24 protein-coding genes, 1 tRNA gene and 2 riboswitches are annotated in these 22,555 nt (G+C 38.5%); of the genes, 13 read left to right on the forward strand and 12 right to left on the reverse strand.

Annotated elements, in window-relative coordinates; all coding sequences use genetic code 11:
* Nucleotides 1-32: 32 nt before the first annotated feature.
* Both AC6UDB_RS00665 and AC6UDB_RS00670 read right to left on the reverse strand, forming a co-directional pair.
* On the reverse strand, nt 33-1,700 hold the full coding sequence (locus tag AC6UDB_RS00665; RefSeq protein ID WP_500696507.1) for a glycosyltransferase family 39 protein: 1,668 nt from the start codon (nt 1,698-1,700) through the stop codon (nt 33-35).
* Between the two features lie 114 nt (nt 1,701-1,814).
* Complete coding sequence (locus tag AC6UDB_RS00670; protein WP_500696506.1) at nt 1,815-3,422, reverse strand: ArnT family glycosyltransferase; 1,608 nt, start codon at nt 3,420-3,422, stop codon at nt 1,815-1,817.
* A gap of 161 nt (nt 3,423-3,583) precedes the next feature.
* Between AC6UDB_RS00670 and AC6UDB_RS00675 the strand changes: the two genes are divergently transcribed.
* Complete coding sequence (locus AC6UDB_RS00675) at nt 3,584-4,498, forward strand: proline-specific peptidase family protein (protein WP_500695260.1); 915 nt, start codon at nt 3,584-3,586, stop codon at nt 4,496-4,498.
* Nucleotides 4,499-4,533: 35 nt separating this feature from the next.
* Here the strand turns inward: AC6UDB_RS00675 and AC6UDB_RS00680 are convergent, their stop codons facing one another.
* The gene (locus AC6UDB_RS00680; RefSeq protein WP_500693494.1) at nt 4,534-6,081 is read right to left on the reverse strand and encodes an ABC-F family ATP-binding cassette domain-containing protein; all 1,548 of its coding nucleotides are present in this window, start codon (nt 6,079-6,081) and stop codon (nt 4,534-4,536) included.
* Nucleotides 6,082-6,199: 118 nt separating this feature from the next.
* Between AC6UDB_RS00680 and AC6UDB_RS00685 the strand changes: the two genes are divergently transcribed.
* From AC6UDB_RS00685 to AC6UDB_RS00720, 8 genes are all read left to right on the forward strand, one after another.
* Nucleotides 6,200-6,580, forward strand: a complete 381-nt coding sequence (locus AC6UDB_RS00685) for a VOC family protein (protein WP_500693493.1) — start codon at nt 6,200-6,202, stop codon at nt 6,578-6,580.
* 112 nt (nt 6,581-6,692) lie between these two features.
* Nucleotides 6,693-8,339: an APC family permease gene (locus AC6UDB_RS00690; protein ID WP_500708870.1), complete on the forward strand. Its 1,647-nt coding sequence runs from the start codon at nt 6,693-6,695 to the stop codon at nt 8,337-8,339.
* Between the two features lie 80 nt (nt 8,340-8,419).
* Complete coding sequence (locus AC6UDB_RS00695) at nt 8,420-8,950, forward strand: hypothetical protein (protein WP_500708871.1); 531 nt, start codon at nt 8,420-8,422, stop codon at nt 8,948-8,950.
* A gap of 74 nt (nt 8,951-9,024) precedes the next feature.
* The gene (locus AC6UDB_RS00700; protein ID WP_500706291.1) at nt 9,025-9,534 is read left to right on the forward strand and encodes a YbhB/YbcL family Raf kinase inhibitor-like protein; all 510 of its coding nucleotides are present in this window, start codon (nt 9,025-9,027) and stop codon (nt 9,532-9,534) included.
* A 16-nt stretch (nt 9,535-9,550) separates the two neighbouring features.
* Nucleotides 9,551-10,018 (forward strand): universal stress protein, encoded by a 468-nt coding sequence (locus tag AC6UDB_RS00705; RefSeq protein WP_500693489.1) that lies wholly within the window; start codon nt 9,551-9,553, stop codon nt 10,016-10,018.
* A 162-nt stretch (nt 10,019-10,180) separates the two neighbouring features.
* Nucleotides 10,181-10,984: an alpha/beta fold hydrolase gene (locus AC6UDB_RS00710; protein ID WP_500708872.1), complete on the forward strand. Its 804-nt coding sequence runs from the start codon at nt 10,181-10,183 to the stop codon at nt 10,982-10,984.
* 16 nt (nt 10,985-11,000) lie between these two features.
* Complete coding sequence (locus AC6UDB_RS00715; RefSeq protein ID WP_500708873.1) at nt 11,001-12,185, forward strand: O-antigen ligase family protein; 1,185 nt, start codon at nt 11,001-11,003, stop codon at nt 12,183-12,185.
* 102 nt (nt 12,186-12,287) lie between these two features.
* A complete protein-coding gene (locus tag AC6UDB_RS00720; RefSeq protein ID WP_500707224.1) occupies nt 12,288-13,055 on the forward strand; it encodes a flavodoxin family protein in 768 nt (255 codons plus the stop codon).
* Nucleotides 13,056-13,106: 51 nt separating this feature from the next.
* Here AC6UDB_RS00720 and thiM read toward each other — a convergent pair whose 3' ends face one another.
* The 6 genes from thiM to AC6UDB_RS00750 all read right to left on the reverse strand — a co-directional run bounded on the left by thiM (nt 13,107) and on the right by AC6UDB_RS00750 (nt 17,461).
* Entirely contained in the window at nt 13,107-13,898 is a 792-nt protein-coding gene (gene thiM / locus AC6UDB_RS00725) for a hydroxyethylthiazole kinase (protein WP_500708874.1), read from the reverse strand.
* A 4-nt stretch (nt 13,899-13,902) separates the two neighbouring features.
* Complete coding sequence (gene thiE, locus AC6UDB_RS00730; RefSeq protein ID WP_500708875.1) at nt 13,903-14,541, reverse strand: thiamine phosphate synthase; 639 nt, start codon at nt 14,539-14,541, stop codon at nt 13,903-13,905.
* Between the two features lie 5 nt (nt 14,542-14,546).
* Entirely contained in the window at nt 14,547-15,353 is an 807-nt protein-coding gene (thiD, locus tag AC6UDB_RS00735; RefSeq protein WP_500708876.1) for a bifunctional hydroxymethylpyrimidine kinase/phosphomethylpyrimidine kinase, read from the reverse strand.
* Nucleotides 15,354-15,372: 19 nt separating this feature from the next.
* Nucleotides 15,373-16,011: a TenA family protein gene (locus AC6UDB_RS00740; RefSeq protein WP_500708877.1), complete on the reverse strand. Its 639-nt coding sequence runs from the start codon at nt 16,009-16,011 to the stop codon at nt 15,373-15,375.
* Nucleotides 16,012-16,077: 66 nt separating this feature from the next.
* Nucleotides 16,078-16,168, reverse strand: a riboswitch (TPP riboswitch).
* A gap of 45 nt (nt 16,169-16,213) precedes the next feature.
* On the reverse strand, nt 16,214-16,777 hold the full coding sequence (locus AC6UDB_RS00745) for a cysteine hydrolase family protein (protein ID WP_500708878.1): 564 nt from the start codon (nt 16,775-16,777) through the stop codon (nt 16,214-16,216).
* A gap of 15 nt (nt 16,778-16,792) precedes the next feature.
* Entirely contained in the window at nt 16,793-17,461 is a 669-nt protein-coding gene (locus tag AC6UDB_RS00750) for an SDR family NAD(P)-dependent oxidoreductase (protein WP_500708879.1), read from the reverse strand.
* 224 nt (nt 17,462-17,685) lie between these two features.
* Between AC6UDB_RS00750 and AC6UDB_RS00755 the strand changes: the two genes are divergently transcribed.
* Entirely contained in the window at nt 17,686-18,750 is a 1,065-nt protein-coding gene (locus AC6UDB_RS00755) for a DUF5067 domain-containing protein (protein ID WP_500708880.1), read from the forward strand.
* Between the two features lie 152 nt (nt 18,751-18,902).
* On the opposite strand, the gene AC6UDB_RS00760 is transcribed toward AC6UDB_RS00755, so the two are convergent.
* From AC6UDB_RS00760 to AC6UDB_RS00770, 3 genes are all read right to left on the reverse strand, one after another.
* Nucleotides 18,903-18,974: transfer RNA gene (locus AC6UDB_RS00760), tRNA-Arg, on the reverse strand.
* A 46-nt stretch (nt 18,975-19,020) separates the two neighbouring features.
* The gene (locus AC6UDB_RS00765) at nt 19,021-19,347 is read right to left on the reverse strand and encodes a hypothetical protein (RefSeq protein ID WP_500695279.1); all 327 of its coding nucleotides are present in this window, start codon (nt 19,345-19,347) and stop codon (nt 19,021-19,023) included.
* A 57-nt stretch (nt 19,348-19,404) separates the two neighbouring features.
* Nucleotides 19,405-20,025, reverse strand: coding sequence for an LVIS_2131 family protein (locus AC6UDB_RS00770; RefSeq protein ID WP_500708881.1), 621 nt, complete (start codon nt 20,023-20,025; stop codon nt 19,405-19,407).
* Between the two features lie 83 nt (nt 20,026-20,108).
* Nucleotides 20,109-20,198, forward strand: a riboswitch (TPP riboswitch).
* Nucleotides 20,199-20,263: 65 nt separating this feature from the next.
* On the opposite strand from AC6UDB_RS00770, the gene AC6UDB_RS00775 reads away from it, so the two are divergent.
* The 3 genes from AC6UDB_RS00775 (at nt 20,264) to AC6UDB_RS00785 (ending at nt 22,530) form a co-directional block, all read left to right on the forward strand.
* Nucleotides 20,264-21,628: an ATP-binding cassette domain-containing protein gene (locus AC6UDB_RS00775; protein ID WP_500708882.1), complete on the forward strand. Its 1,365-nt coding sequence runs from the start codon at nt 20,264-20,266 to the stop codon at nt 21,626-21,628.
* On the forward strand, nt 21,618-22,262 hold the full coding sequence (locus AC6UDB_RS00780; RefSeq protein ID WP_500708883.1) for an energy-coupling factor transporter transmembrane component T family protein: 645 nt from the start codon (nt 21,618-21,620) through the stop codon (nt 22,260-22,262). The genes AC6UDB_RS00775 and AC6UDB_RS00780 overlap by 11 nt, the downstream gene beginning before the upstream one ends.
* Nucleotides 22,263-22,332: 70 nt before the next feature.
* Entirely contained in the window at nt 22,333-22,530 is a 198-nt protein-coding gene (locus AC6UDB_RS00785; protein ID WP_500693476.1) for an LBP_cg2779 family protein, read from the forward strand.
* Nucleotides 22,531-22,555 lie beyond the last annotated feature (25 nt).

Here is a 22,555-nt window from a genome sequence, read left to right on the forward strand (position 1 = left end):
CAGAGTTTGCCAATTTGACAAACTCCACTAATTTAATAAAACTTATGTTCTTTTATCATTTTCTTTGCATTGGGGTTAGGCTTGGACCTAGCTTCAAACAAGTAATAGGTAGCTCGTCTTTCCTCAAACATTTGGGCATGACTACTACGCAATTTATAATTCTTAATTAGCGCATCACGTCCACCCTTTCTAGAACCACTGCTCATGTACTTGTACAACTCAGCATTACTCTTGTTGCTTGTATTATCAACCCTAATTACCAACCATTGAACTTGTTTCTTTCGAACCACCTTGTTAGCTGATCTCATCATTTTAGGATAAGCGCGGCTAGGAATATTATTACGTTCGAAGAAGTAATGAGTTGGATATGCACCAGAACTGGTGTAAAAACCATTTTCTAAACGACTGTAAGTTAAAAGGGTCGGTGTTCCCTTACTTTCGTCTCTAATAATCTTTCCAAACGAAACTTGAGCAGGCTGTTGGTACTCACCTTTCTTAGGATTAAGAGTAACGTATAAGTTTTGGGGATGCAACTTCGAGTAAATAAAGTTATTGTTTGATCCAAGGACAAAGGTTAAGGCCATACATAGCGTTACGAAAACAAACGTCCAAGGGAGAGCGAGCTTTCTGTTAGATTCAAAGTGTCTGATAAAAAACACCAGTACAAAGATAGTTGTCACCATGATAAATGGGAAATAAGCTAATTGATAGTACTGATAGATTTTACCAAAGGTGTGACCGTAAACTGCTACAATCGCATTTACAATCATCATGAACAAGAAAAGCGACTTTGAAATTCCATCTTTAAAGATTTCATGGTCAAATAAAACATAGATTAAGCCCAAGAGACCAAAGACCACCGTGATCGGATACTGCGTCAGAAACTTCATAAAGAATCCAGTTGCCATTAGAATCTTAGTTGGTACAATTCCCGATGAACCGTAAACGGTCATGTTAATGGTAAAGTAAACGTGGATAAAGGACTTAAAACTCCCTGTTACTAAGAAATAAATCAACCATGGAATAAGTGCGATTAAGAAGCTGAGTCCACTAAAGAAAATCAATCGCCACATTTCTTTAAAGCGACGATGGTAAACATAGAAGATAAACATAAAGACATAAAATCCAATCCATGGACCAAGTAAAGTGTACTTCGAAAAGAAGACCACTCCGACCATGAATCCCTGAATCATCCATTCCCACCATTTGATATCAAAATCATTTTGACAAGCCTTTAAAGCAACATAAATCAAATATAAAACGGCCGGGAACACGAAGAATTCAACCGAACCACCATAGTCATAAAATGGCTGAAGCACGGAAAAAACTGGCATGAACAATGAAATTACAAATGACCAATTTTGTGACAAGTATAATCTAGCAATCTTGTAAGCCATGGTCATAATAATAATCATCGCAATAATCTCAAACGGTACCATCCCAACAAGCGATCGTTTTGTAATCAGTGAGGCTAGTCCGTAAAGCAAATAAACAAATGGCCCTTTTTGCTCAAAAACATCCTTATATGGAATGATTCCGTGAAACATTGCTTTACCGACAGTGAAAAAATTATTACTGTCGGGTGAGGTATCAAAATAATAGAACGGTGAAGCAAATGACAAAAGTAGAATTATGATAATACTCATTACTACAAACGTTAAACCAAATAAATAAGGTTTAGTTTTTAGTTTTTTTAACATACATTGTTCTTCCAATCATTAAGAATTTAAGCTCACACTCAATAATAAAAGCAATTATACCACATTCCTCCACTCAAACGCGGAGACGCCAGACTTCATAACCTTATTTTAAGATTATACTTTTCTTTTTAGTAACCAATATACTGACTTCCGATTATTGGGAGCCTTTTGTTCATGAGTGGATACGACCCGATAATTCTCTAACAGGGTTTTGGATGCTGGCCTAGTAGAATCGTGTCTGCCAAAGTATGTTTTGATTGAATCAGCTTGATTAGTCTTTACGACAATCCATTCAACCGCCTTCTTTTTAACAACTTTATTTTGTGACTCGACCATTTTCGGGTTCTTATCATACGAGATATTGTTGATCTGGAAATAATACTGCGTGGGAAGTGCTCCTGAAACCGTGTACATGCCAAGATCAAGATATCCGTAGTTGAGAAGGGTTGGAGTTCCCTTACTCTCTTTTCTAATAATTTTGCCAAACTTCTTTTGCGCGGTCTGAGGATCACTAGGATCCAGCGTTTCCTGATTGTTATTCGGAAATAATTTTGATTTTTGAAAATTGCCGTTAACCCCCATGGTAAAGAACAGGACTAAAAGCGTCATCAAAACAAATGTCGAAATAAGTCGCTTATTAGGCAATGTAATTTGCTTATAATTTAGTCCTTTAGCAATTAAAACGACCAACGTTACAAGAACATACGGCATAAACGCTAATTGGTAATAGACGTATAGGGTGTCTGGGGTATAGCTGTAAACAGCAAAAAAAGCACTCACAAACATCATACACAAAAAAATATTCTTTTCCGCCCCATGGCTAAAGACGACAAAAAGAATTAACGGAATTGCACCCAAAACAAAGAGTTGCGGTTTATCAATTAAAAATTCACTAAAAATGGCTAGTGAGCCAGCAATCTTCGTGAAAATTCCACCATTAGCTGAGGTGCTATAAACCGTCATGTTGGAAACAAAATAAACATCGTAAAAGGCTTTAAACGAGTTAGTAACGAGAAAATAAATTCCCCAGGGTACTATCGCGGCCAAAAAACCAACGCCACTTGAAAGAATCATCTTAAAAAGACTACTAAACTTTTTATGATACAAATAAACCAGCGCAAAAATAATGTAAAAAGCAATCCAAGTGCCCAACAGCGTGTATTTAGATAAAAAAACCACCCCAACTAGGAATCCCTGAACTAACCAGTTCACGTTACTAATCGCAAAATGATTGTGGCATGCTTTAAAAGTTAAATAAATGGCCGATAAAATCATCGGAAAGACGAATTCTTCCGCCAGGCCACCATAGGTAAAATACTCTTGAAACATTAAGAAAAAGGGCGTTATAAGTGCCAAAATTGAAGCAGTTGGTTTACTAACGTATAAATGAGCGGTTTTAAAAACCAAAAATAACGAGGTTGCTAACGCAATTATTTCTGCTATGGTAATTCCAATAATCGAATAGTGACTGATTAAATAAGCGAGCCCATAAAGCAGATAAACGTATGGCCCCTTTTGCTCAAAAACATCCTTGTACGGAACTAGTCCGTGCATCATACCCTTGCCTACCGTAAAGAAACAGTTAACGTCGGGCGAATAATCAAAATAATAAAGTGGGGATGCGTAACTAAACATCCCAATAAAGATTAAGGCTACGACCACAAAAGCCAAAAAATAACAAACGTTTACATTTTTAATGAAACGTTTTATACGGAACTCCATTTCCGATCCTACTCCTTTTTAAACCGTTCCCATTATATCCTAGAATAATTGTTATGTACACGTTTGAACGTGTATCACACGGGTACGTTGATTCTTCCACACTTTTTTTACCATTTTAAAGTGTTATCATAATAATTAAACTAATTAGGTAGGTGAATGTTATGAAACAAGGAACTAAAATCATTACATTAGATAATGGTTACCACCTATGGACTAACACTCAAGGGACCGGAGACATTCATCTTCTCGCCCTTCATGGTGGCCCGGGTGGAACACATGAATACTGGGAAAACACTGCGAAACAACTGAAAAAACAAGGACTAAACGTCCAAGTTCACATGTACGATCAATTAGGTTCGTGGTACTCCGACACTCCCGATTTTGATGATCCGAAGGTAGCTAACAAGGTTTTAACCTACGACTACTTCCTTGACGAGGTTGAAGAGGTTAGACAAAAACTCGGAATCGATAAATTTTATTTGATTGGTCAATCTTGGGGTGGTGCTTTAGTTCAGATGTACGCCGCTAAATATGGTGATCACCTGAAAGGTGCCATTATTTCTTCAATGGTTGATCGGATCGGGGACTATACTGACCATTTAGCTCAAATTAGAGAAAAAGCGCTCACCCCCGAACAATTAGCGTACATGAAAAAATGCGAAGCAAATAACGATTACGATAACGATAAGTATCAGGAACTGGTCGAACTCTTAAACCGTGAATATGTGGATCGAAAGCAACCCCCTGCAATTGCCCACGTCATTGATACCATGAGCAAACCGATCTATAACGCCTTTCAGGGTGATAACGAATTTGTCATCACTGGAAAGTTAAAAGACTGGAACTTTACTGATCATTTAAAGGACATCAAAGTTCCAACACTGGTCACTTTTGGTGAACACGAAACCATGCCAATGGAAACCGGAAAACGAATGGCTAAAATGATTCCAAACGCTCAATTTGTTTCAACCCCAAACGGTGGTCATCACCACATGATTGATAATGCCCCCGTCTACTACGACCATTTGGCCAACTTCATTAGACAAGTTGAAAATGGAACTTTCAACCAAAAATAAGCAAACGAAAAGACACTTCAAAATGAAGTGCCTTTTTATTTTTGGTTTAAACTTAATTTTTCAACGTCAATGGTCTTGTCAACCAATCCATCATAAAAACTGGCTTCATGACTAACAATGATGGCATTCCCAGGAAATTTAATAATTGCCCGTTTTAAAGCATTTTTAGTCTCATCGTCCAGGTGATTAGTCGGTTCATCCATGATTAAGAAATTGCTTTTTACAAATTCCATCAAAGCCAATTTGACCTTAGTTTGTTCTCCACCAGAAAGTTCACCAATTGGTTTCATGGCGTTAGCAGCGTCGAGTCCACAACGACCCAGCTGAGAACGAATCTCCTTCTGTGTCAACTTGGGATACTTATCCTGAATGATTTGCAGGGGTGTCATCTTACTATTCGGCCAGATCAAGTCTTGACTGAAATAGTTAACCTTCGCGGATGGAGAAAAGTTAGCCTTTCCCCCCTTTGCCGGAATTTGTCCGAGGATTGATTTAATTAAGGTTGACTTTCCAACCCCATTAAAACCCTGAAGCCCAACTTTCTGATCAGTATTAACGGAAAAGGTAACTGGCTTAAGTAACGGTTGATCGTAACCAACTGACAGTTGGTCAACCACTAGTGCGTTCTGGGATCCAGTATCAGCATACGGAAAGTCAAAAGAAGCCTGGATGTTACTTGAAGGTGGCTCAATCACATCCATTCGTTTTAACATCTTTTCTCGTGATTTAGCCATATTGGAATGACTTCCGGCCTTGTTTTTTTGAATAAAAGTTTTGGCCTTGGAGATCTCTTCTTGTTGTTTCTCGTACTCCCGCTGCTGGGTCATTTCTTTTTCGTCTTTTTGTCTCATGGCGGACTTGAAATCACCACGGTACTTAGTGACCTTCCCAAACGCAACGTTTACGATACAATTCGTTACTTTTTCTAGAAAGTCGTAGTCATGGGAAATGATCATCGCTGCCCCATCAAAACTATTTAAATAATCTTCCAACCAATTAATGTGAGCGGTATCCAGATAGTTAGTCGGTTCATCAAGCAAAATTACATCGGGATGCTCCAGAATTAATTTCGCTAAAATGATCTTAGAGCGTTGTCCCCCGCTCATTTCAGAAATGGTTTGATCTCTTCCAATGTCGTCAAGACCCAATCCATTAATCACCTGCTCGACTTCAGTATCAATATCATAAAAATTACGAGATTCAAGTTGTTCTTGGATTCTTCCCGCTTGTTCAAGTAACTTTTCGTCCATATTGTCGGCATATTTTACGTACAAATCGCTCATATGCTGATTCATGTTGTAGAGGTCTGAAAAGGCAGTATGCAAAAAATCAATCAGTGTCATTCCCTTTGGAATATTAACGTACTGATCTAGGTAACCAACTTTGGTCCCCTTTTGCCATTTGATGTCACCAGATAAGGGCAATTGCTTATTGGTCAAAATCTTAATCAAAGTTGATTTTCCAACCCCATTTTGGCCCACAATTCCCATGTGCTCACCTTTATTTAGCTGAAATGTAGCATCCGAGTACAGGTCTTTGTCGGCAAAACTCATACTTAGATTAGATACACTTAATAACGCCATTATATAATTCCCTCCATTATTTCATAACTTATACCGTAACACCGAATCGCAATCAACGTCAATCAGGTGAATTTGAGTGGTATAATTGTATGTACATTTTTAAAAAAGAGGAGTGCCTATGAAAATCAAAGATATTGATCACATCACCCTATTGGTAAATGACATCGAGAAATCGATGCGCTTTTACCATGAGGTTTTAGATTTACCAGTTGTGATCGAAACTGATTCTAGAATTGAATTTCAGCTGGGTCACCAACGACTCGTTTGTGTCACAAACAAGGAAGATAACGTTAAACCAGAAAATCCAACTCCTGGTTCTACCAGTTTCAGCGTGGTTGCAAGGGATCCACTTGACTCAATCCAGTCACATTTAGCCAACTACTTTATTGAAGTAGTTGCAGGACCGATCGAAAGTCAGGGACATAACGGTAAAATGAATTCACTATTTATCAATGATCCAGATAAAAATTTGATTGAAATTAGAGAGTATCAACGATAGGAATGAAAGGGAATACAACCCGGCTAAAATCCCCATCAAATAGTGTTTTTCAATTTTACAACCATAATCATTTTTGTTATATTCGTCGAATACGCAAAAAGGAAGGATACTTATGAAAAAAGAAAATTCGAAGGACAATTCAAATCAAAATGTTACTAAACCAAAAATGAGCCTTTTCAGTGTCACGATGCTGGCACTAAGCTCCATCATTGGTTCAGGATGGTTATTCGGTGCCTGGGAGGGTGCTAAAACCGCTGGTCCAGCTGCCATCATTTCGTGGATCATCGGTGCCGTTGTGATTGGTGCAATTGCGTTTAACTACATCGAATTAGGAACCATGTTCCCAGAAAGCGGAGGAATGAGTAAGTATGCCCAGTATACCCACGGACCGCTTCTAGGATTCATCTCATCATGGTCTAATTGGGTCTCACTTGTAACGTTGCTTCCAATTGAAGCGGTCGCTGCCGTTCAATACATGAGTTCATTGCCTTGGTCATGGGCCAACTGGACTCACGGGTTTTACGCCAATGGCACGGTTACTACCGAAGGGTTATTCGTCGTTTTTCTCTTCATCTTAGTGTTCACCTTGTTAAACTACTGGTCAGTCAACTTACTGACTCGTTTCACTACTTTGACTTCAATTTTTAAAATTGTAGTTCCTGTTCTTACCATTATTATGCTACTTGCTTCTGGTTTTCATCCCGGAAACTTTAACAACGTTCAAACTGGTGGGTTTTTCCCATACGGAACGGCTCCAATCTTTGCGGCTACCACCGTATCTGGAATCATCTTCTCTTATAATGCTTTTCAAACGGTTATAAACGTTGGTGATGAGATTACCAATCCTAAGAAAAACATCTGGCGGGGAATCGTTATTTCACTTTTAATCAGTATCATCATTTACGTTATGTTACAGTTCACTTTCGTTGGTGTTATTGACCCGTCAACTTTAGCCAAATACGGTTGGCATGGTCTTAATTTCAGTTCACCATTTGCTGATTTAGCCATTATGTTGAACTTGAACTGGCTAGTAATTCTACTCTATTTAGATGCCTTTGTTTCACCCTTTGGGACCGGAGTATCATTTGTTGCTTCAACTAGTCGGACACTAGCAGCAATGACCGAAAATGGTCATATGCCAAAGTTTTTAGGTAAGATTAACCAAAAATGGGGAACTCCTAGAATCGCAATGATCGTGAACTGGATTGTCAGTTGTATCTTGGTTTCAGTGTTCAGAAACTGGGCTGTTTTAGCCAGTGTTATCTCAACTTCAACCTTAATTGCATATTTGACTGGTCCAGTTACCCTTGGATCATTACGTCTCCACGCTCCTCACTTCAAACGTCCAGTCAAAATTAGTTTTGCTGGAATCATGGCACCACTTGCCTTTGTTCTTGCCAGTTTGGCAATCTATTGGGCAATGTGGCCTACTACCATTGAAGTCATCCTTGTTATTATGCTGGGGCTGCCGTTTTACTTCTTCTACGAAAACAAGAACGGCTGGAAAAATACCCTGACCAAGTTTCGTGGAGGAGCTTGGATGGTCGCCTATTTAATCTTTATGTCAGCATTTTCGTATATCGGATCCGCACCATTCGGTGGTCAAAACTGGATTCATTACCCATATGATTTTATCGTAATTATTGTAGTTGCACTACTGTTCTTCTACTGGGGTGTCTTTAGTTATCAGCGCACTGGTAACATGCTTAATGCTAAAAGCGTCAACGAACAGGTCGATGATGATCAGGTCAACCATTAGTTAAGTTAATGCAAAATCATAAGGATTTTGTTATAATGCGTATGCATCTTGTTTTTCTTGAAATGGATGGAGGGATTCTTATGAATAGTCAAGATCCAGATTCGAGATACGAACGTTATGACTTTAATGCCGCAAATGGTCCAAAGCATCAAAAGAAAAACTTTAAGGCTTGGCCATGGGTTCTAGGACTAGTAGTGATTGTGATCCTGCTAGTCTTTGGAATTCACTTTCTGACAAGCGGCAGTGGGAATCGGATGAATGGATCCTCCACAAGTCAACAGAGTAGCAGAGCTATTCAATCAGAAAAGAAAGCAAAACACTTTAATAAGGCGGAACAAGCTACGACCAACAAGGGAGCGTCAGTAAACAGGAACCAACAAGCACCAACAAATCAAAGTGGGTCACAATCATCAAACGGAAATAATTCCAATGGAAATAATTCAACGAGTGATTCTAGTTCGATGTTTGCTACACCAAAATCATTTGACTCAGTTCAAGACGCTAAAAACTATGCACACGCTACTCAAAGCAGTTGGTTAGCAGCTGGTTACTCTAACTTTACGATTGAGCGGAATGGTCAGGGCTTTTACACCTTGCAATTTGTTAAATAAGGAACTATTTATAGTTCCTTATTTTTTTATATTCAAATGAATTTGGTATAATGAAGTGTATAGGAGGCACTATTATGAAAATTAATACTCCACTTCAAAATGGATTTTTACCTGATAAGTATACTAAACACGCTGACCCAGATGAAATGTTAGATGGTAATCCAATCATTTCATTCCCGATCAAAATCTCTGATGTCCCAAAAAACGCAAAGTCACTAGTAGTTATCCTACTGGACGACGATTCAATCCCAGTTTGTGGTTTTACTTACATTCATTGGGTGGCTGCCAACATTGATCCAAATATATCTGAAATACCAGAAAATGCTAGCCAAGATCAATCAATTAACATGACTTTGGGGAAAAATAGTTTAGCTGGTGGACTAGTACACGTTACTGATTCAAAATTAAATCAACACTACATTGGTCCTACTCCTCCCGATAAACCACACGATTATCAGTTGCATGTTTACGCCTTGGATCAAAAACTAGATTTAACCAACGGCTTTTGGCTTAATGAACTAAAGGAAAAAATGGCAGGACACGTCCTTGCCAGTGCCGAACAAATTTTACCAGTGAAAAACTAAAACGGAGGCTTTCATAATGCTAAATGGATACAAACACATTCTAGTACCAGTTGATGGATCAAAAGAAGCAGAGGCTGCTTTATACAAGGCGGCAGCGGTAGCACAAAGAAATAAAGGCCGAATTGACGTCTTAAACGTGATTAACACCACTAATTATGGATACAGCCTAGGAGTTGTTGATGGCAGTGTTATCACCCAAATCGTTAATGAAGAACTTAACTATTTAAAGGATTTAGTTAAGAAAGTCAAGGACCAAACTGGCATTGACGATATTCATATCCATGCTCGGTTTGGAAGTCCTAGAGAAGTAATTACTTACGAATTTCCCAAGGACCATCAAACCGATCTAATTATGATGGGAGCGACTGGTAAGGGTCGCTTGTACCGCATGCTTGAAGGTTCAGTTGCCGGATACGTTAACTCACATGCCGCCTGTGATGTGATTATTGTTAGAACCAACATGGAGAATACCCCAATCAAATAGTTAAGACTTATTTAAACAAAATAGCTAAGCCCTTACGCTTGGCTATTTTTTATTGCCTTTTAAAGATCAATTCATTTCAACCATCTAGCTGAATCACGTTAATTGTTATATGATGTTAGATGTTAGTGTACAAATTTAAAATAATTAAAAGGAATGTTTGCAATGCACATCAAAAAAAGAAAACACACCAAATCATTCATTGCCCTCTTTATCATCATCGTGATCTCCATCTTCGCCGGTGGCGGTTATTATTATTGGCATAACCATGGTAGTTTTCTCAGTAAATTAGACGTTAATCAAAGCGATACCGCTACTGTGTTCATTCCCGGACTAGGTGGAAATAACATCACGACTGGTTACATGGTTGACACCCTAAATCGTTACCACCTAGCAACCAAAACCTTACAACTGTATGTGAAAAAGGATGGTACCGTTAAAACCACTAAACAGTTCCATAAGTTTGGTGCTGATAATCCGACCGTTCAAATTGTCTTTCAGGACAATCATCATCCTTATTTTCAATCAACCCAAATGCCAAACGTAATGCGCTATCTGTACAAGAAGTACAACATTCGTTCAGTTAACATGATTGGGCATTCGTCTGGTGGAAACATTATTTACTATTACCTAGCTCATTATCCCAATCTTAAAAACGTTCCAAAGGTTAAAAAGTTCATCTCACTTGCAACGAACTATGCTCCAAACGATCCCGACGTAAAGAACCTACCAAAAGACCTTCAGATTCTTAATCTAGTTGGGGATATGAACCATTCTGGAACGGATGGCGAAGTTACAATGAAAAGTGAAATCCCAATGAAGAATCTTGTGACTGGCTACGTCAAAAGTTACAAGCTCTACGTATATCACGGAAACAGTTCCCAAGCTCAGCACACAATGCTTCACGAGAACCCATCCATCGTTAAGATCATCGCAGAATACTTCTTCACCGATAAGATGACCCAATAATTGGAGAATTTAATTAATGGCTTTAACCAATAAAAATCATTTATATCAGCTCGTGTACGTGCTAAGTTACGTTGTTTTTCTGGCGTCGTCAGTAATCCTTTTGAACAGTCAATTTAATAACGTATATTCCGCTAAAAGTTTCTTGCAATGGCAAATCGCAGGGGTAATCACGTTAATTGTCATCGGAATCCAAATCGTACTATTACTTACCAGGAGACATAACCCTAAACAGTGGACAATTATCATAATCATGGCAATCATCTTTATCTTGTCATATCTTTTTCATTTAAATGTGATTACCAGTACCCTATTTTTATTGTTCTTATTCATGGCCAACGCTGACTTATTAAATCAAGATGCGTTTGCGACCATCGACCTTGCAACTAAACTCGTTGTTCTAGTCGTAATTTTGGCCTTTTTGATTTTACACGTCTTTCCACCACAAAATGCCATTTCATTTACCAGAGGCTCATCCACTAGATATGCAATTGGATTCACTCATCCAAACGTCTTAAGTGGTTTCATCTTAAGTATTTTCTGTTCGGCCCTTTTGTTAATACAAAACAGTCGAAAAAAACTGATGTACTTCGTATATGCCTTTATTTTCGTTAGTTACTTAGTCATTGCCTACCTGACTGGTTCACGCGGATTTATGGTTGCTGGAGCTATCCTAGTACTCGGATTCGCTTTGAGCTTTGCTCCCAAAATCACTCACCTACTACCAAAAATCACTTGGATCCTGGTTTCATTGACTTTCGTAGTAGGGATCGGCATGGTCGCTTGGGGTTCATCACTGCCATTATTCAACGTGTTGAATCGTGCCCTTTCCGGTCGTCCCGGACAACAGTTAACCGTCATTCAATATTTCTATTCGCCAAAGCTAATTGGACAAAATATGCCTCTGTTGGGTGCCCGATCAAACTTGTGGGTCGATAACACGTTCCTATTCATCTTATTAAGTACCGGTTTCATTGGTTTAATGCTGCTACTGGCATTGTTTCTTGCTAGTGCTTACAAGGCTAAACAGGACGATAACTATTTCCTTTGTGTGATTTTAATTGCCCTTGCTGTTCAAGGCATCATTGAAACCCAACTTACTAATGCTTACATGTTTGCACCGTTTATTTACGCTTTTGCCCGAGTAATCCAGCCGGATCATTTTCATCAGCAGGCAATTGGGAGACACGTTAAAACCACATAATCAAAACCCATCATTAATGATGGGTTTTTTAATTGATATTAGTTTCACAAAAATATAACATGAAATAGAAAGAATCAATTAATTTCAAAGGAGGTCATAAATTTGCGTTATCTAGCATTTTTAGGCTCACAAAGTAAGGATGGCTTGACTGCCAAATACCTTGATGCAGTAATCTCAGGTCTTCCAAAGGACGCGCAGGTTGAGACATTATTTCTGCAAGATTATGACATCAAACCAGATAATCTCAAAAATCCCAATCCAACGCTTGACATGATTGAAAAGAAAATGGAAGAAGCGGACGTCTGGATCATCGCATCCCCGACGTACTTTGCTGATTTATCAGGAGTTACCAAAAATCTATTCGATTGCATGCGTCACCGAATGGTTAAAATGAACAGTATTGGTGATACCTTGCCCGGTAAGTTTAAAAACAAACACTACCTAAGTCTGACTACTTGCTTTCTCTCCTCATTTCAAAACTTCTTTACTGGCATTACCGATCAAACCTTTCGGACCATTGATAAGATCATGACCGCAGCTGGTCTAATCAAACTTGGAGAGGTTATTGGAACACATACCTGGGGAAGTAAGGGAATTCCTGACCCTAAAAAAATTGAACTGTGTAAACGGTGGGGACAAAAGATTGCCAACAAGCCACGAAAGGATGATAGTACTTTGAAACGTTATATCGAATTATTTTGTATGATTGCAGTAATGTCACTAGTGACAATGTTAATTGAAGGATTAGTTTTTGGACTGAAATTTAACGGAGAATTTTGGCTCTTCTACGTAGCATTTGTGGTTATTTTCTATGTTCTTCTAGCAATCTTGCTTCACTTCTTTACGTTCTTAAGACATCGTCGTCGTTAAACTTAAAACTAAATAAAAGCGACCAATTTTTAACAATTGGTCGCTTTTGTTCTAATCATTGCTTTTTTCAATCTTAATTGAATCGGAAAGATGATGGTCGTCCAGTCGGTACAAGTTGTTGAAGAATTCGACTTCAAATGACGCCGGCTCATCCGGATATTTTTGCTCCGCTAGTTCACCAGCAATGCCAACCATAGCCGTCCCTAGTGCAATTTCATGAACACTTTGATGGTGAGCGGCAACCACACCGATGACCCCATCTAACACATCTCCAGATCCGACGTTGATTGCTAATTCATGACTGCCGTTGTGGACCACATATGTTTCCCTTCCATTCGAAATTACATCGTCAACTCCTGAAATGACAACCGTGGAATGAAATTGTTTAGCAGCCATTTTAGCAACCTGAACGCGATCACCATTACCGTCAGCAGCATCAATTCCACGACTGCCCCAGTCAATTCCGGCAATAAAGGCAATCTCACCAACGTTGCCACGCAAGACATCAATATTAATTTCACTACTAATCTTCTTAAAAACTTCCGTTCTTAATTCTGAGGCACTCACAGCAACTGGATCAACCACCACCGGCAAACGACGATTATTAGCTGCTTGACCAGCAATTATATCTAATTTAATACTATCATCGTTCATCGTCCCCAGGTTTAGGACCAAACTGTTAGCAATTGCCACCAAGTCATGACCCTCATTTGAAGAGTCACACATAATTGGTGAGCCACCAACATAACTAATTGCATCCGCTACTTTCTGTGGGGTCACCATGTTAGGAATGTCCAAAACAACGGGATTTTCCCTTCTAATTTCTTCTAAAATCGACGTCATACTATCATTTCCTCTCTAGTTTGCTAATTGTCTTTTCAACGTTAGTGCTGTCCATAATTGCTGATATTACCGCAATTCCAGCGTTTGAAACCTGATAAATTGACTGACAGTTACCTGCATTAATTCCACCAATCGCAACTACCGGTAAATTTACCTGTCTTTGCAGCTGAACTAAACCGGAAACGCCAATCGGTGACTCGGCATCCGCTTTACTAGTGGTCGGAAAAATTGGTCCAATTCCTAAATAATCGATGCCAGTGAGAGGTTCACTACGTTTTAACTCTTCTTTGGTACTGATCGACAATCCAACTATCATTTCTGGATTATCATGAATCACCTTTTGCACACTTTCATCACTTTGACCAACGTGAATTCCGTCTGCATTAATTTGATTAGCCAAATCCACGTCATCGTCCACAATTAGTGGAGTATGATGTTTAGTGGTTAAATGACGAAGCTTCTTTCCCATCTCAATCCTTTTCAAACCCGTAAGTGAGCCTACACCTTTTTCACGGTACTGAAAAGCTGTAACACCAGCATCTAAAGCTTGGTCAATGTGATCCAAAAATTCAGTTTCAGAACCGGCAAAATTTTGGGTACCTGCCACCAGGTATATTTGCAGCATTTTTTTGTTAAATTGCATATTTATTACTCCCACATTCCATGATTTAGGGGCCCGTGTCCATGACCAATAATTAATGGTTCCCTGATAATTTTATCCAGATAATCTTTCCCAAAGCGAATGGCAGTTTCCATACTTTCACCACGCGCTAAAGCCGCGACAATTGCTGAAGAAAGCGTGTCTCCCGTGCCATGAGTCCGAACCGTATTCACCCGCTCGGCAGTCAACCAAAAATCAGATCCATCCTTTAAAAGAACATAGTCTTTTACGATCTTATCAGTACCATGTCCGCCTTTAATCATGACGTTTTTAGCGCCAGCAATTTGAATTTTTCGCGCTGCCGTTTTGATTGCTTCATCAGATGCAATGGACTGATTCGTAATCTTTTCCGCTTCAGGTAAGTTTGGTGTTACTAAATCGGCCAATGGGATCAGTTCGTTAATCAAGGTTTTAATGGCGCCGGCTTCAAGTAGCACTGACCCTCCCTTGGCTACCATAACAGGATCGACAACAATTTGACCCAATTTGTACTTTTTAATGTTATCTGCCACTAAATGAACGTGTTCTTCGTCAAACAAAGCTCCGGTCTTAATTGCTTTAATATCAAAATCATCGCAAACGGAAGCAAACTGCTCATCAATAATCTTTTTCGGAAGTGGATACGTATCTTGAACACCAATGGTGTTTTGTGCCGTCACTCCCACTACCACGTTGGTGCTAAACACCTGACAGGCCTGCATCGTTTTAATATCAGCTTCCATCCCTGCTCCACCACCAGAATCAGTCCCAGCAATTGTTAAAGCTTCTGGATATTGATTTATTTCACTACTCATAGTTTCCCCCTAAAAAGTTCTAAGCGTCATACATTCTGTTCCAAAAATCCAATTCATAATGACAACTATTCTGAAAAACTTGATTTGCGATGGCCCTTTCGTTTGGATGAATTTCTGCCTGGAGATCAATAAAAGCAAAAATTTGTTTTACCTCATCTGCATCAGCGTAGAATTTGATCCAATCGCTAAATGGATTGTTAATAAGACTGGTTTCATTTAGTTCAGTAGCAACTACATAGTAAGTCCAAATACACGGTGCGAGCACGCTCAATCCAACTAGAATGGACTTAGTGCTCACGGCTTCACGCATACTTTCAACGTAATCCTTGGTAACGTTGAACATGCGGGCATCTTGAAGTTCATCATCAGTCACTTTTGCAATTTTTAACATGACCTCGTGCGGTGTGCTTTCGTTTTTAATTCCGGCAACGCAACCTGCTAAAAATTTTTTCAAATTAACATCACTTGTTTCAGTTTGAATTTGTTGAAACTGTTTAACGTAACCGTCTAAATACATTTCATCTTGTTGAACATAGTTAATTAGCGCCCTTTCCGGTACCTTACCGCTTTTAATTTCTTTAACATAATCACAATTCATGATTTGATTCATTATTGCTGTTGCATTACTTACCAATTCATCGGTGAATTTACTTGTCATCAACTACTAACATCTCCCAAACAAAAAGGCTCCTCATTATAATGAGGAGCCTTCAATTATATTCTTAATTAAAGATCGCACGATTCCTTTCGCAGGTATTAACCAGTTCAAGTTCAATGGGTATAGTCTCAGCCACTTGGCACCCCCTCATACAGCTATTCAATTAATTTTATTATATTCCTTAAAATTTGGCATGACAATCCTAATCAACTACTTTGGCACCCAAGACGGTCTTAAAGTGATTCATCGCAAACTTCTGACCCAAATCGGAAAAGGTTGCCACCCCATTTTGATGAATAACCAAGTTATAAGCAAGGTTATAACCAGCAATTGCGGTATGCAAGACACAAATGTCGGTGCAGACACCCACCAGATGGAGAGTTTTAACGTTTCGTTCTCTCAATCTAAGATCCAGATCAGTGCCAGCAAACGCACTATACCTAGTCTTATCCATTTGCCAAACGTTATCTAACTTTTGGTTCTTATCAAACCACTTTCCGACGTTTCCATACAACTGACGACCCCAAGTTCCCCGTACGTTGTGAGTTGGATACAACTTTGTTTCAGGACTATATGGATCATCCTTTTTATGAACATCGGTGGGGAAAATAACAAATTGACCATCATTTTTGAATTTTTCAGCCAAGTCGCTAATTGACTGGTCGAGATCTTGAGCTGGCTTCCCGGCGGTCAAAGACCCTTGATCATCAACAAAATCATTGGTGTAATCAATGATTAAAAGCGCACTTTTTTCTTTATCAGCCATTTTTAATCTTCTTTCTTAAAAATCTGACGGCTTCTCCGGATATTTAATTTCTTTTTCAGAACGATCTTCAGCGGCTTTCACGTATACTTTGGCAACATTATCAGGTTGCATCTCTTCACTACTACCAGACAACCCCTGAATGGTAATCAAGCCAACGTAAATATTATCATCTTGAACCGCATCATGAAGTGAAAAGGCATAATCACTTAGGGCCGCCTTAGTGGCTGCTAAAGTGACATTCCCCTTGGTAGGATGAAAGGCAGCTCCACCACCAGTAATCAGAATGTTCCGGTTTGCCTTCTGACCGTCTGAAAGGCCAACGAATTGGCGGGTGGTGGTAACGGCACCAAAAACGTTGGTATTGTACATTTTCTTAATCTGGTCTAATGGTAATGAGAATGGTGTATCTAAAGTCTTATCACCCACGTTATAAACCATGGTTTGAGGAATCCCGTATGCCATTTTAATCTTACTAAACACGTTGGTTACCTGAGCTGGATCGGTAACATCAGCAGCAATAAAATCAGCTTTAATCCCTTCTTGATTCAAATCTTTAACAAATTGCTTTAACTGACCAGCATCTCGAGCCACCATAATCGGTGTCTTGCCAGCTTCACCAAATTTTTTGGCAATTGAAAAGCCAAATCCTTTTCCAACTCCAAAAATTACTACACTTTCGCTCATAAAATTCCCTCCTAAAGTTGATTCAAGAAAAGTTTACCACCATTTGAGGAAACAAACCTTTTTAATGTTTGTGCTTAGTTTTAAAGCTTCTTTTAATAATCTTAACGAAATGTTAACATATTATACATGTTACAAATTAGAATAATTAGAATAATATGTACAAAAGTCCAAATACTGATGACTATAAAAGCTGAATACTTAAATTCTTTATAGGAGGTTTCTTTATGAAACTAAAATTAAACGTTTGGATAGGAATTGACGATATTATAAATGCAATTGTACTATTTTGTGCAATGTTTCTAATAATTGGCAGTTCTTTCGCAGATGCATTTGGTGGTACACAATCTCTTGGAACTACTGCAGTTATACTTAATCTTTTTGCAGTAATAGGACTAATTCTACATATCGTCCAATTACAGCAAAATCGTCGCTGGGGTAATTCAATTGTCTCCCCAATACTAGGAATTATTGGAAATGCAATTTATTTCGTTACACCACTTCTCTCAATTGTTTCTGTAGTTCTTTTAATCATTTCAGCAGTATTTGCTTTCATGCAAAAAATTGTTAAGCCTACACAAACCCCATTAAGAAAAGTCTGGTATAAAGTTTGGTGGGAATATGTAGCAATTATTATATCTATCATCGCATTCTTTTTAGTGTCTAAAGCACAGACAGGATCTGATGATCATGCCTCAAATAACGTAAACCAACATATTAGTAAAGAAATCAATAAAAACACAAACGCGACCATCTCTAAAAAGCAAAATAATAATTTGATTCATTTTGATGGGGATAAAATCGTCACTCCTAAGGGTGTCGTACAAGTAATTAAAGAAGCAACTGGGGACACTACTGATGGAAAAACTGGAGTTATTTTTATGTATAAAATTACTAATAACTCAAACCAACCATTATCACCAAACCAGATTTTAGAAGATAATCAAATTAATGTATATCAGTCACTAAACGATTCAAAAAAACCTGCTGATTCAAGTCAAGCACTTGATTTTAATTCCCTGATGAATTCCAGCGATGATAATGCTAACAACATCACTGAATCAATTGATAACGATAACGATAATTGGAGTAAAACTAAGATTAACCCTCATAAAAGCATAACAATGAGTGATGGAAATGTCTGGAAAGTCCAAGATGACAAAACTCCATTAATTTTGTCCGTTGGTGATAGCATTCAAAATGTTGATAGTAGTAAAATTAATAAGAACAAAAACTCTTATACAATTCCATCATCACTAGAAAAGATTTCAATTAATCAATGGAATGGGTGATCATTTAAATACAAAAGGAGCCCCACTACTAAAAGTAGTGAGGCTCCTTTGCGACTTAGTCTCCGTTAACTAAGTATACCAGTTTTAATAATTTTGTCAGCCCTTACATTTGCTTTCTATAAGTGTTTTGAAAATACCAGACAAATAATATATGCGCCCCCCGAGAGTCGAACTCGGATCATGAGGACCGAAATCTCATGTGCTATCCATTACACTAAGGGCGCTTAACAAATACTATGCTATCGATAAACACAGTAAATTGCAAGTAAATTATTCATTTGCGACCTTATTTGCGCTTGCCTCAAGGTCTAACTCTAACTTTAGCGAATTGTCCTTAAAGTCGTCAATTAAACTTTGTCCTTTAGAAACGTATTTTCCAACCGTTTTCCCAGTGATGCTAACAAATTCAATTGTCTTATCATCAACCACTTTTACAGAGTCATAATGGCCTTCTTCCGCCGCATCTAGATAGGCTTGAGCTAATTCCTCGACGTTATCAAGGATCAGCTCATCCAGTGTAATCGTTTTGCCCTCTTTTTTTAGTTCGTCTAACAAATTTTTAATTTCATCCATTGTCTCTGGAATTTTTTCACTCATTTTAAACACCTCAATTTAAACAAAACCACCGATACGTACTTATCGGTGGTCAATTAATTATTTTTCTTTTTGCACAAACGTCTTATTTGGAACTCTGATTAAAATGAATTGGTTAGCATCCTTACCAGCATGCATCCCCAAACCGTTCCAAAAGTTTCCTTTGTATCTCAGGGTAACCACCTTGGCCCATGCATTTTGAAAATGCTCGTCATTTAACTTGATGCTCTTATGCTTCAACTTGTAACTACGGCCAGTGACTTCAGCATTTCCACGCGTAGTAACTACCTGAGCATTCGTACTTGGCAGTTGATACTTAATGTTCTTTAGCCAGAACGAATACTGCTGGATCGGTCCTCTGTTACCTTCAACCTTTACGTAGTAAGAGCCATTCTTATCACTTTGAATAATCAATGGTTCGACTTGGGACGTCGTAATCACGTTGCGATTATTGGTTTTAGTAATATTTCTGAAGAAAGTCGTATATACCATCAAAGTCAGTAGCAAAACAAAAAAAACAATTTCTCCAACTGATATCAAAAAATTACGCCATTCAAAAGTTTTTTTATCCTCGATAATCATCTTAATTCGTCGTGATCGAATATTCTTAATCATAAAGATCAACACGATTAACACAACTACCCATGCAACTACACCTATAAGATTCCACCATGAATTCATGAAAGTATCCTCCGCTTCATTTTCCTATCTTCCCTATTCTAATTGAAAATTGATTTTTATGCCATCTTTGATATACTTAGTTTAATTAAACATAGGGGTGCCGAGTGGCTGAGATTATACCCGTTGAACCTGACTTGGACAATGCCAGCGCAGGGAATATAAGATTAAGCTTGTTGATACATCAGCTGGACGTTCTCGCACTCGCGCTTGAAACGTCTTTTTTTATGGAGAATAACCAATGATAACAATTAAAAATCTATCATTTTCATATCCTGAACAGGATAAAATTCTAAATCAGGTCAATTTAAATTTTGAACCAAATAGCATCAATCTCCTGTTTGGTCCCACTGGTAGTGGAAAAACTACCCTCTTAAAACTAATTGCTCAATTGTATCCAAAATATAGTAAAGGCCAACTAACCGGAAAGATTGACATGGATGAAAAACCAGCCATGTTATTTCAGGATCCAAACCATCAGTTTGCGATGAAAACCGTCAAAGAAGAACTCATTTTTGCCCTTGGCAACCTTCACGTTGACCCTGTTAAAATGCCCAACCGGATTGACTCTGCTTTAAAGTTTTGTGGTATTAATGAACTTAAAAATCGTGCCATTACCACCTTGTCGGGTGGCGAAAAGCAAAAAGTTGCCTTAGCTGTGACAGTTGCGATGAAACGTCCCGTCCTTTTACTGGACGAACCATTTAGTAACGTTGATGTTGATAGCAAAAAAGACATCATCGAACGATTGATTCAATTAAAAGAAAAAAACAATCGGACCATCATTATCTCTGACCACAATCTTTCTGACTATCTCGACGTGGCTGATCATTTCTTTAACGTCCAAGCTGGCTCAGTTCAAGCCGTTACGGCTGACCAGATTAAAAATGAACTTGCAAACGACCCTAAAGAAGAGATCCACTACAAGATTATGTCAGACAACGATCCCGTGATTAATTTATTAAATTTTTCCATGACGAACGGTAATCAAAATCTAATTGAACCAGAAAACATTGACCTGTATCCCGGAATCACTTACCTAAATGGGAAGAATGGAAGCGGAAAGTCCACCTTCTTTAAGGCGCTGTCTCGCCTTCATTCGTACAACGGGGTCGTCAAAATTATGAATCATAACATTAAAAAGTCTTCACTTCCCTCTCTCATGAAGTCCGAAAACTTGATTTTCCAAAATTCAGAAGACCAATTTTTAACCATCACGCTTAAAGACGAACTGACTCTAGCCAAGAAAAATGCCATCACCAAACAATGGACTGATGACCGAATTAACGACCTCTTAAAGGCTCTGCACCTTGATCATCTTTTGGATCGGGTTGTTTACTCACTAAGTGGTGGACAAAAGAAGAAACTCCAGATCGTGATTATGTTGATTCGAGATGCGCCCATCCTCATGCTTGACGAACCATTCGCTGGTCTTGACCAAAAATCAACCGTCATTATTTCGCGGATCCTTGAGAACGAGGCTAAGAACGGGAAAACCATTATTTTTGCTTCCCATCAACGGACTGACCTCGTCGAAAATGCTGATTTCTTTATTGAACTTGCCAATCATCGATTAACTTACAAGGAGGATGTTCATGAATCCTAGTCTAAAATTCGTTTTGGTATTGATCATTGCCCTAGAAGTTTCTTTCACTACCAGTATCGTTGGTAACAGTGTGCTAATCGTCTGTGGACTCGCCTATCTCATAGTGAAACACGTAAACTTCAAGCATCTGTTGTGGATTCTTCTGATTGCCTTCATTCCTGCGGTCGGATTACTAATCTCCCAGATTTTATACGCTAAAAGCACGCACGCGGGAATCCTATTATTTACTCGGATCTACGTTTACATCGTCTATGGAGCGGCCTTCACGTTAACCACTAAATTATACGAACTGGTTAATTCGCTAGAGCAAAATCTCCGGCTCCCAAGTAAATTTGTTTATGGGGCAATGGCGGCTTTCAACCTTCTACCAGAAATTCAAACCGAAATTAACAAGATTAAAACTGCTAGTTTGATGCGGGGAGTTAAATTACACTGGTGGTCACCGACTCTATACTTTAAAGCCATTTTATCAGCAATTCGCTGGTCAGAAAACTTAGCTCAAGGAATGGAATCACATGGTTTTGTCGAAGGTCAGCCCCGAACTTTTTATCAGACCATTAAAATCACAAAGGTGGACTGGCTCGTCTTTGTTTTTAACGTCATTTTACTTCAAGTAGTTCTGCTTCTGCTCTAGTATTCTTTGTCTCAAATAAATAAATTAATGTATAATAGAGTCAAGTAAGCGAAGTAGAGGAGGAAGCAAAATGAAAATTGGAGAAGAATTTAGTCAGGTAGCAACCGATCTAATTAAATTCCAAGAAAAACATGACATCCCTGACAACCAAATGGCCGTTGACCTACACATGACGGTGGAGAGATTTCATGCCATCAAGAGTATGCAAATTCAACCTACTCAGGATGAAGTAAAAATAATTAAGCAGTTTATTGTTCATAACAAATAAAAACGATGACTTTTATAAGAGCCAT

It is taken from the genome of Fructilactobacillus sp. X3R2C1 (assembly GCF_059901235.1).

Coding starts and splice junctions, on each gene's coding strand:
- AC6UDB_RS00665 (WP_500696507.1), bottom strand. CDS start 1,700: ATGTTAAAAAAACTAAAAACTAAACCTTATTTATTTGGTTTAACGTTT.
- AC6UDB_RS00670 (WP_500696506.1), bottom strand. CDS start 3,422: ATGGAGTTCCGTATAAAACGTTTCATTAAAAATGTAAACGTTTGTTAT.
- AC6UDB_RS00675 (WP_500695260.1), top strand. CDS start 3,584: ATGAAACAAGGAACTAAAATCATTACATTAGATAATGGTTACCACCTA.
- AC6UDB_RS00680 (WP_500693494.1), bottom strand. CDS start 6,081: ATGGCGTTATTAAGTGTATCTAATCTAAGTATGAGTTTTGCCGACAAA.
- AC6UDB_RS00685 (WP_500693493.1), top strand. CDS start 6,200: ATGAAAATCAAAGATATTGATCACATCACCCTATTGGTAAATGACATC.
- AC6UDB_RS00690 (WP_500708870.1), top strand. CDS start 6,693: ATGAAAAAAGAAAATTCGAAGGACAATTCAAATCAAAATGTTACTAAA.
- AC6UDB_RS00695 (WP_500708871.1), top strand. CDS start 8,420: ATGAATAGTCAAGATCCAGATTCGAGATACGAACGTTATGACTTTAAT.
- AC6UDB_RS00700 (WP_500706291.1), top strand. CDS start 9,025: ATGAAAATTAATACTCCACTTCAAAATGGATTTTTACCTGATAAGTAT.
- AC6UDB_RS00705 (WP_500693489.1), top strand. CDS start 9,551: ATGCTAAATGGATACAAACACATTCTAGTACCAGTTGATGGATCAAAA.
- AC6UDB_RS00710 (WP_500708872.1), top strand. CDS start 10,181: ATGCACATCAAAAAAAGAAAACACACCAAATCATTCATTGCCCTCTTT.
- AC6UDB_RS00715 (WP_500708873.1), top strand. CDS start 11,001: ATGGCTTTAACCAATAAAAATCATTTATATCAGCTCGTGTACGTGCTA.
- thiM (WP_500708874.1), bottom strand. CDS start 13,898: ATGACGTCGATTTTAGAAGAAATTAGAAGGGAAAATCCCGTTGTTTTG.
- thiE (WP_500708875.1), bottom strand. CDS start 14,541: ATGCAATTTAACAAAAAAATGCTGCAAATATACCTGGTGGCAGGTACC.
- thiD (WP_500708876.1), bottom strand. CDS start 15,353: ATGAGTAGTGAAATAAATCAATATCCAGAAGCTTTAACAATTGCTGGG.
- AC6UDB_RS00740 (WP_500708877.1), bottom strand. CDS start 16,011: ATGACAAGTAAATTCACCGATGAATTGGTAAGTAATGCAACAGCAATA.
- AC6UDB_RS00745 (WP_500708878.1), bottom strand. CDS start 16,777: ATGGCTGATAAAGAAAAAAGTGCGCTTTTAATCATTGATTACACCAAT.
- AC6UDB_RS00750 (WP_500708879.1), bottom strand. CDS start 17,461: ATGAGCGAAAGTGTAGTAATTTTTGGAGTTGGAAAAGGATTTGGCTTT.
- AC6UDB_RS00755 (WP_500708880.1), top strand. CDS start 17,686: ATGAAACTAAAATTAAACGTTTGGATAGGAATTGACGATATTATAAAT.
- AC6UDB_RS00765 (WP_500695279.1), bottom strand. CDS start 19,347: ATGAGTGAAAAAATTCCAGAGACAATGGATGAAATTAAAAATTTGTTA.
- AC6UDB_RS00770 (WP_500708881.1), bottom strand. CDS start 20,025: ATGAATTCATGGTGGAATCTTATAGGTGTAGTTGCATGGGTAGTTGTG.
- AC6UDB_RS00775 (WP_500708882.1), top strand. CDS start 20,264: ATGATAACAATTAAAAATCTATCATTTTCATATCCTGAACAGGATAAA.
- AC6UDB_RS00780 (WP_500708883.1), top strand. CDS start 21,618: ATGAATCCTAGTCTAAAATTCGTTTTGGTATTGATCATTGCCCTAGAA.
- AC6UDB_RS00785 (WP_500693476.1), top strand. CDS start 22,333: ATGAAAATTGGAGAAGAATTTAGTCAGGTAGCAACCGATCTAATTAAA.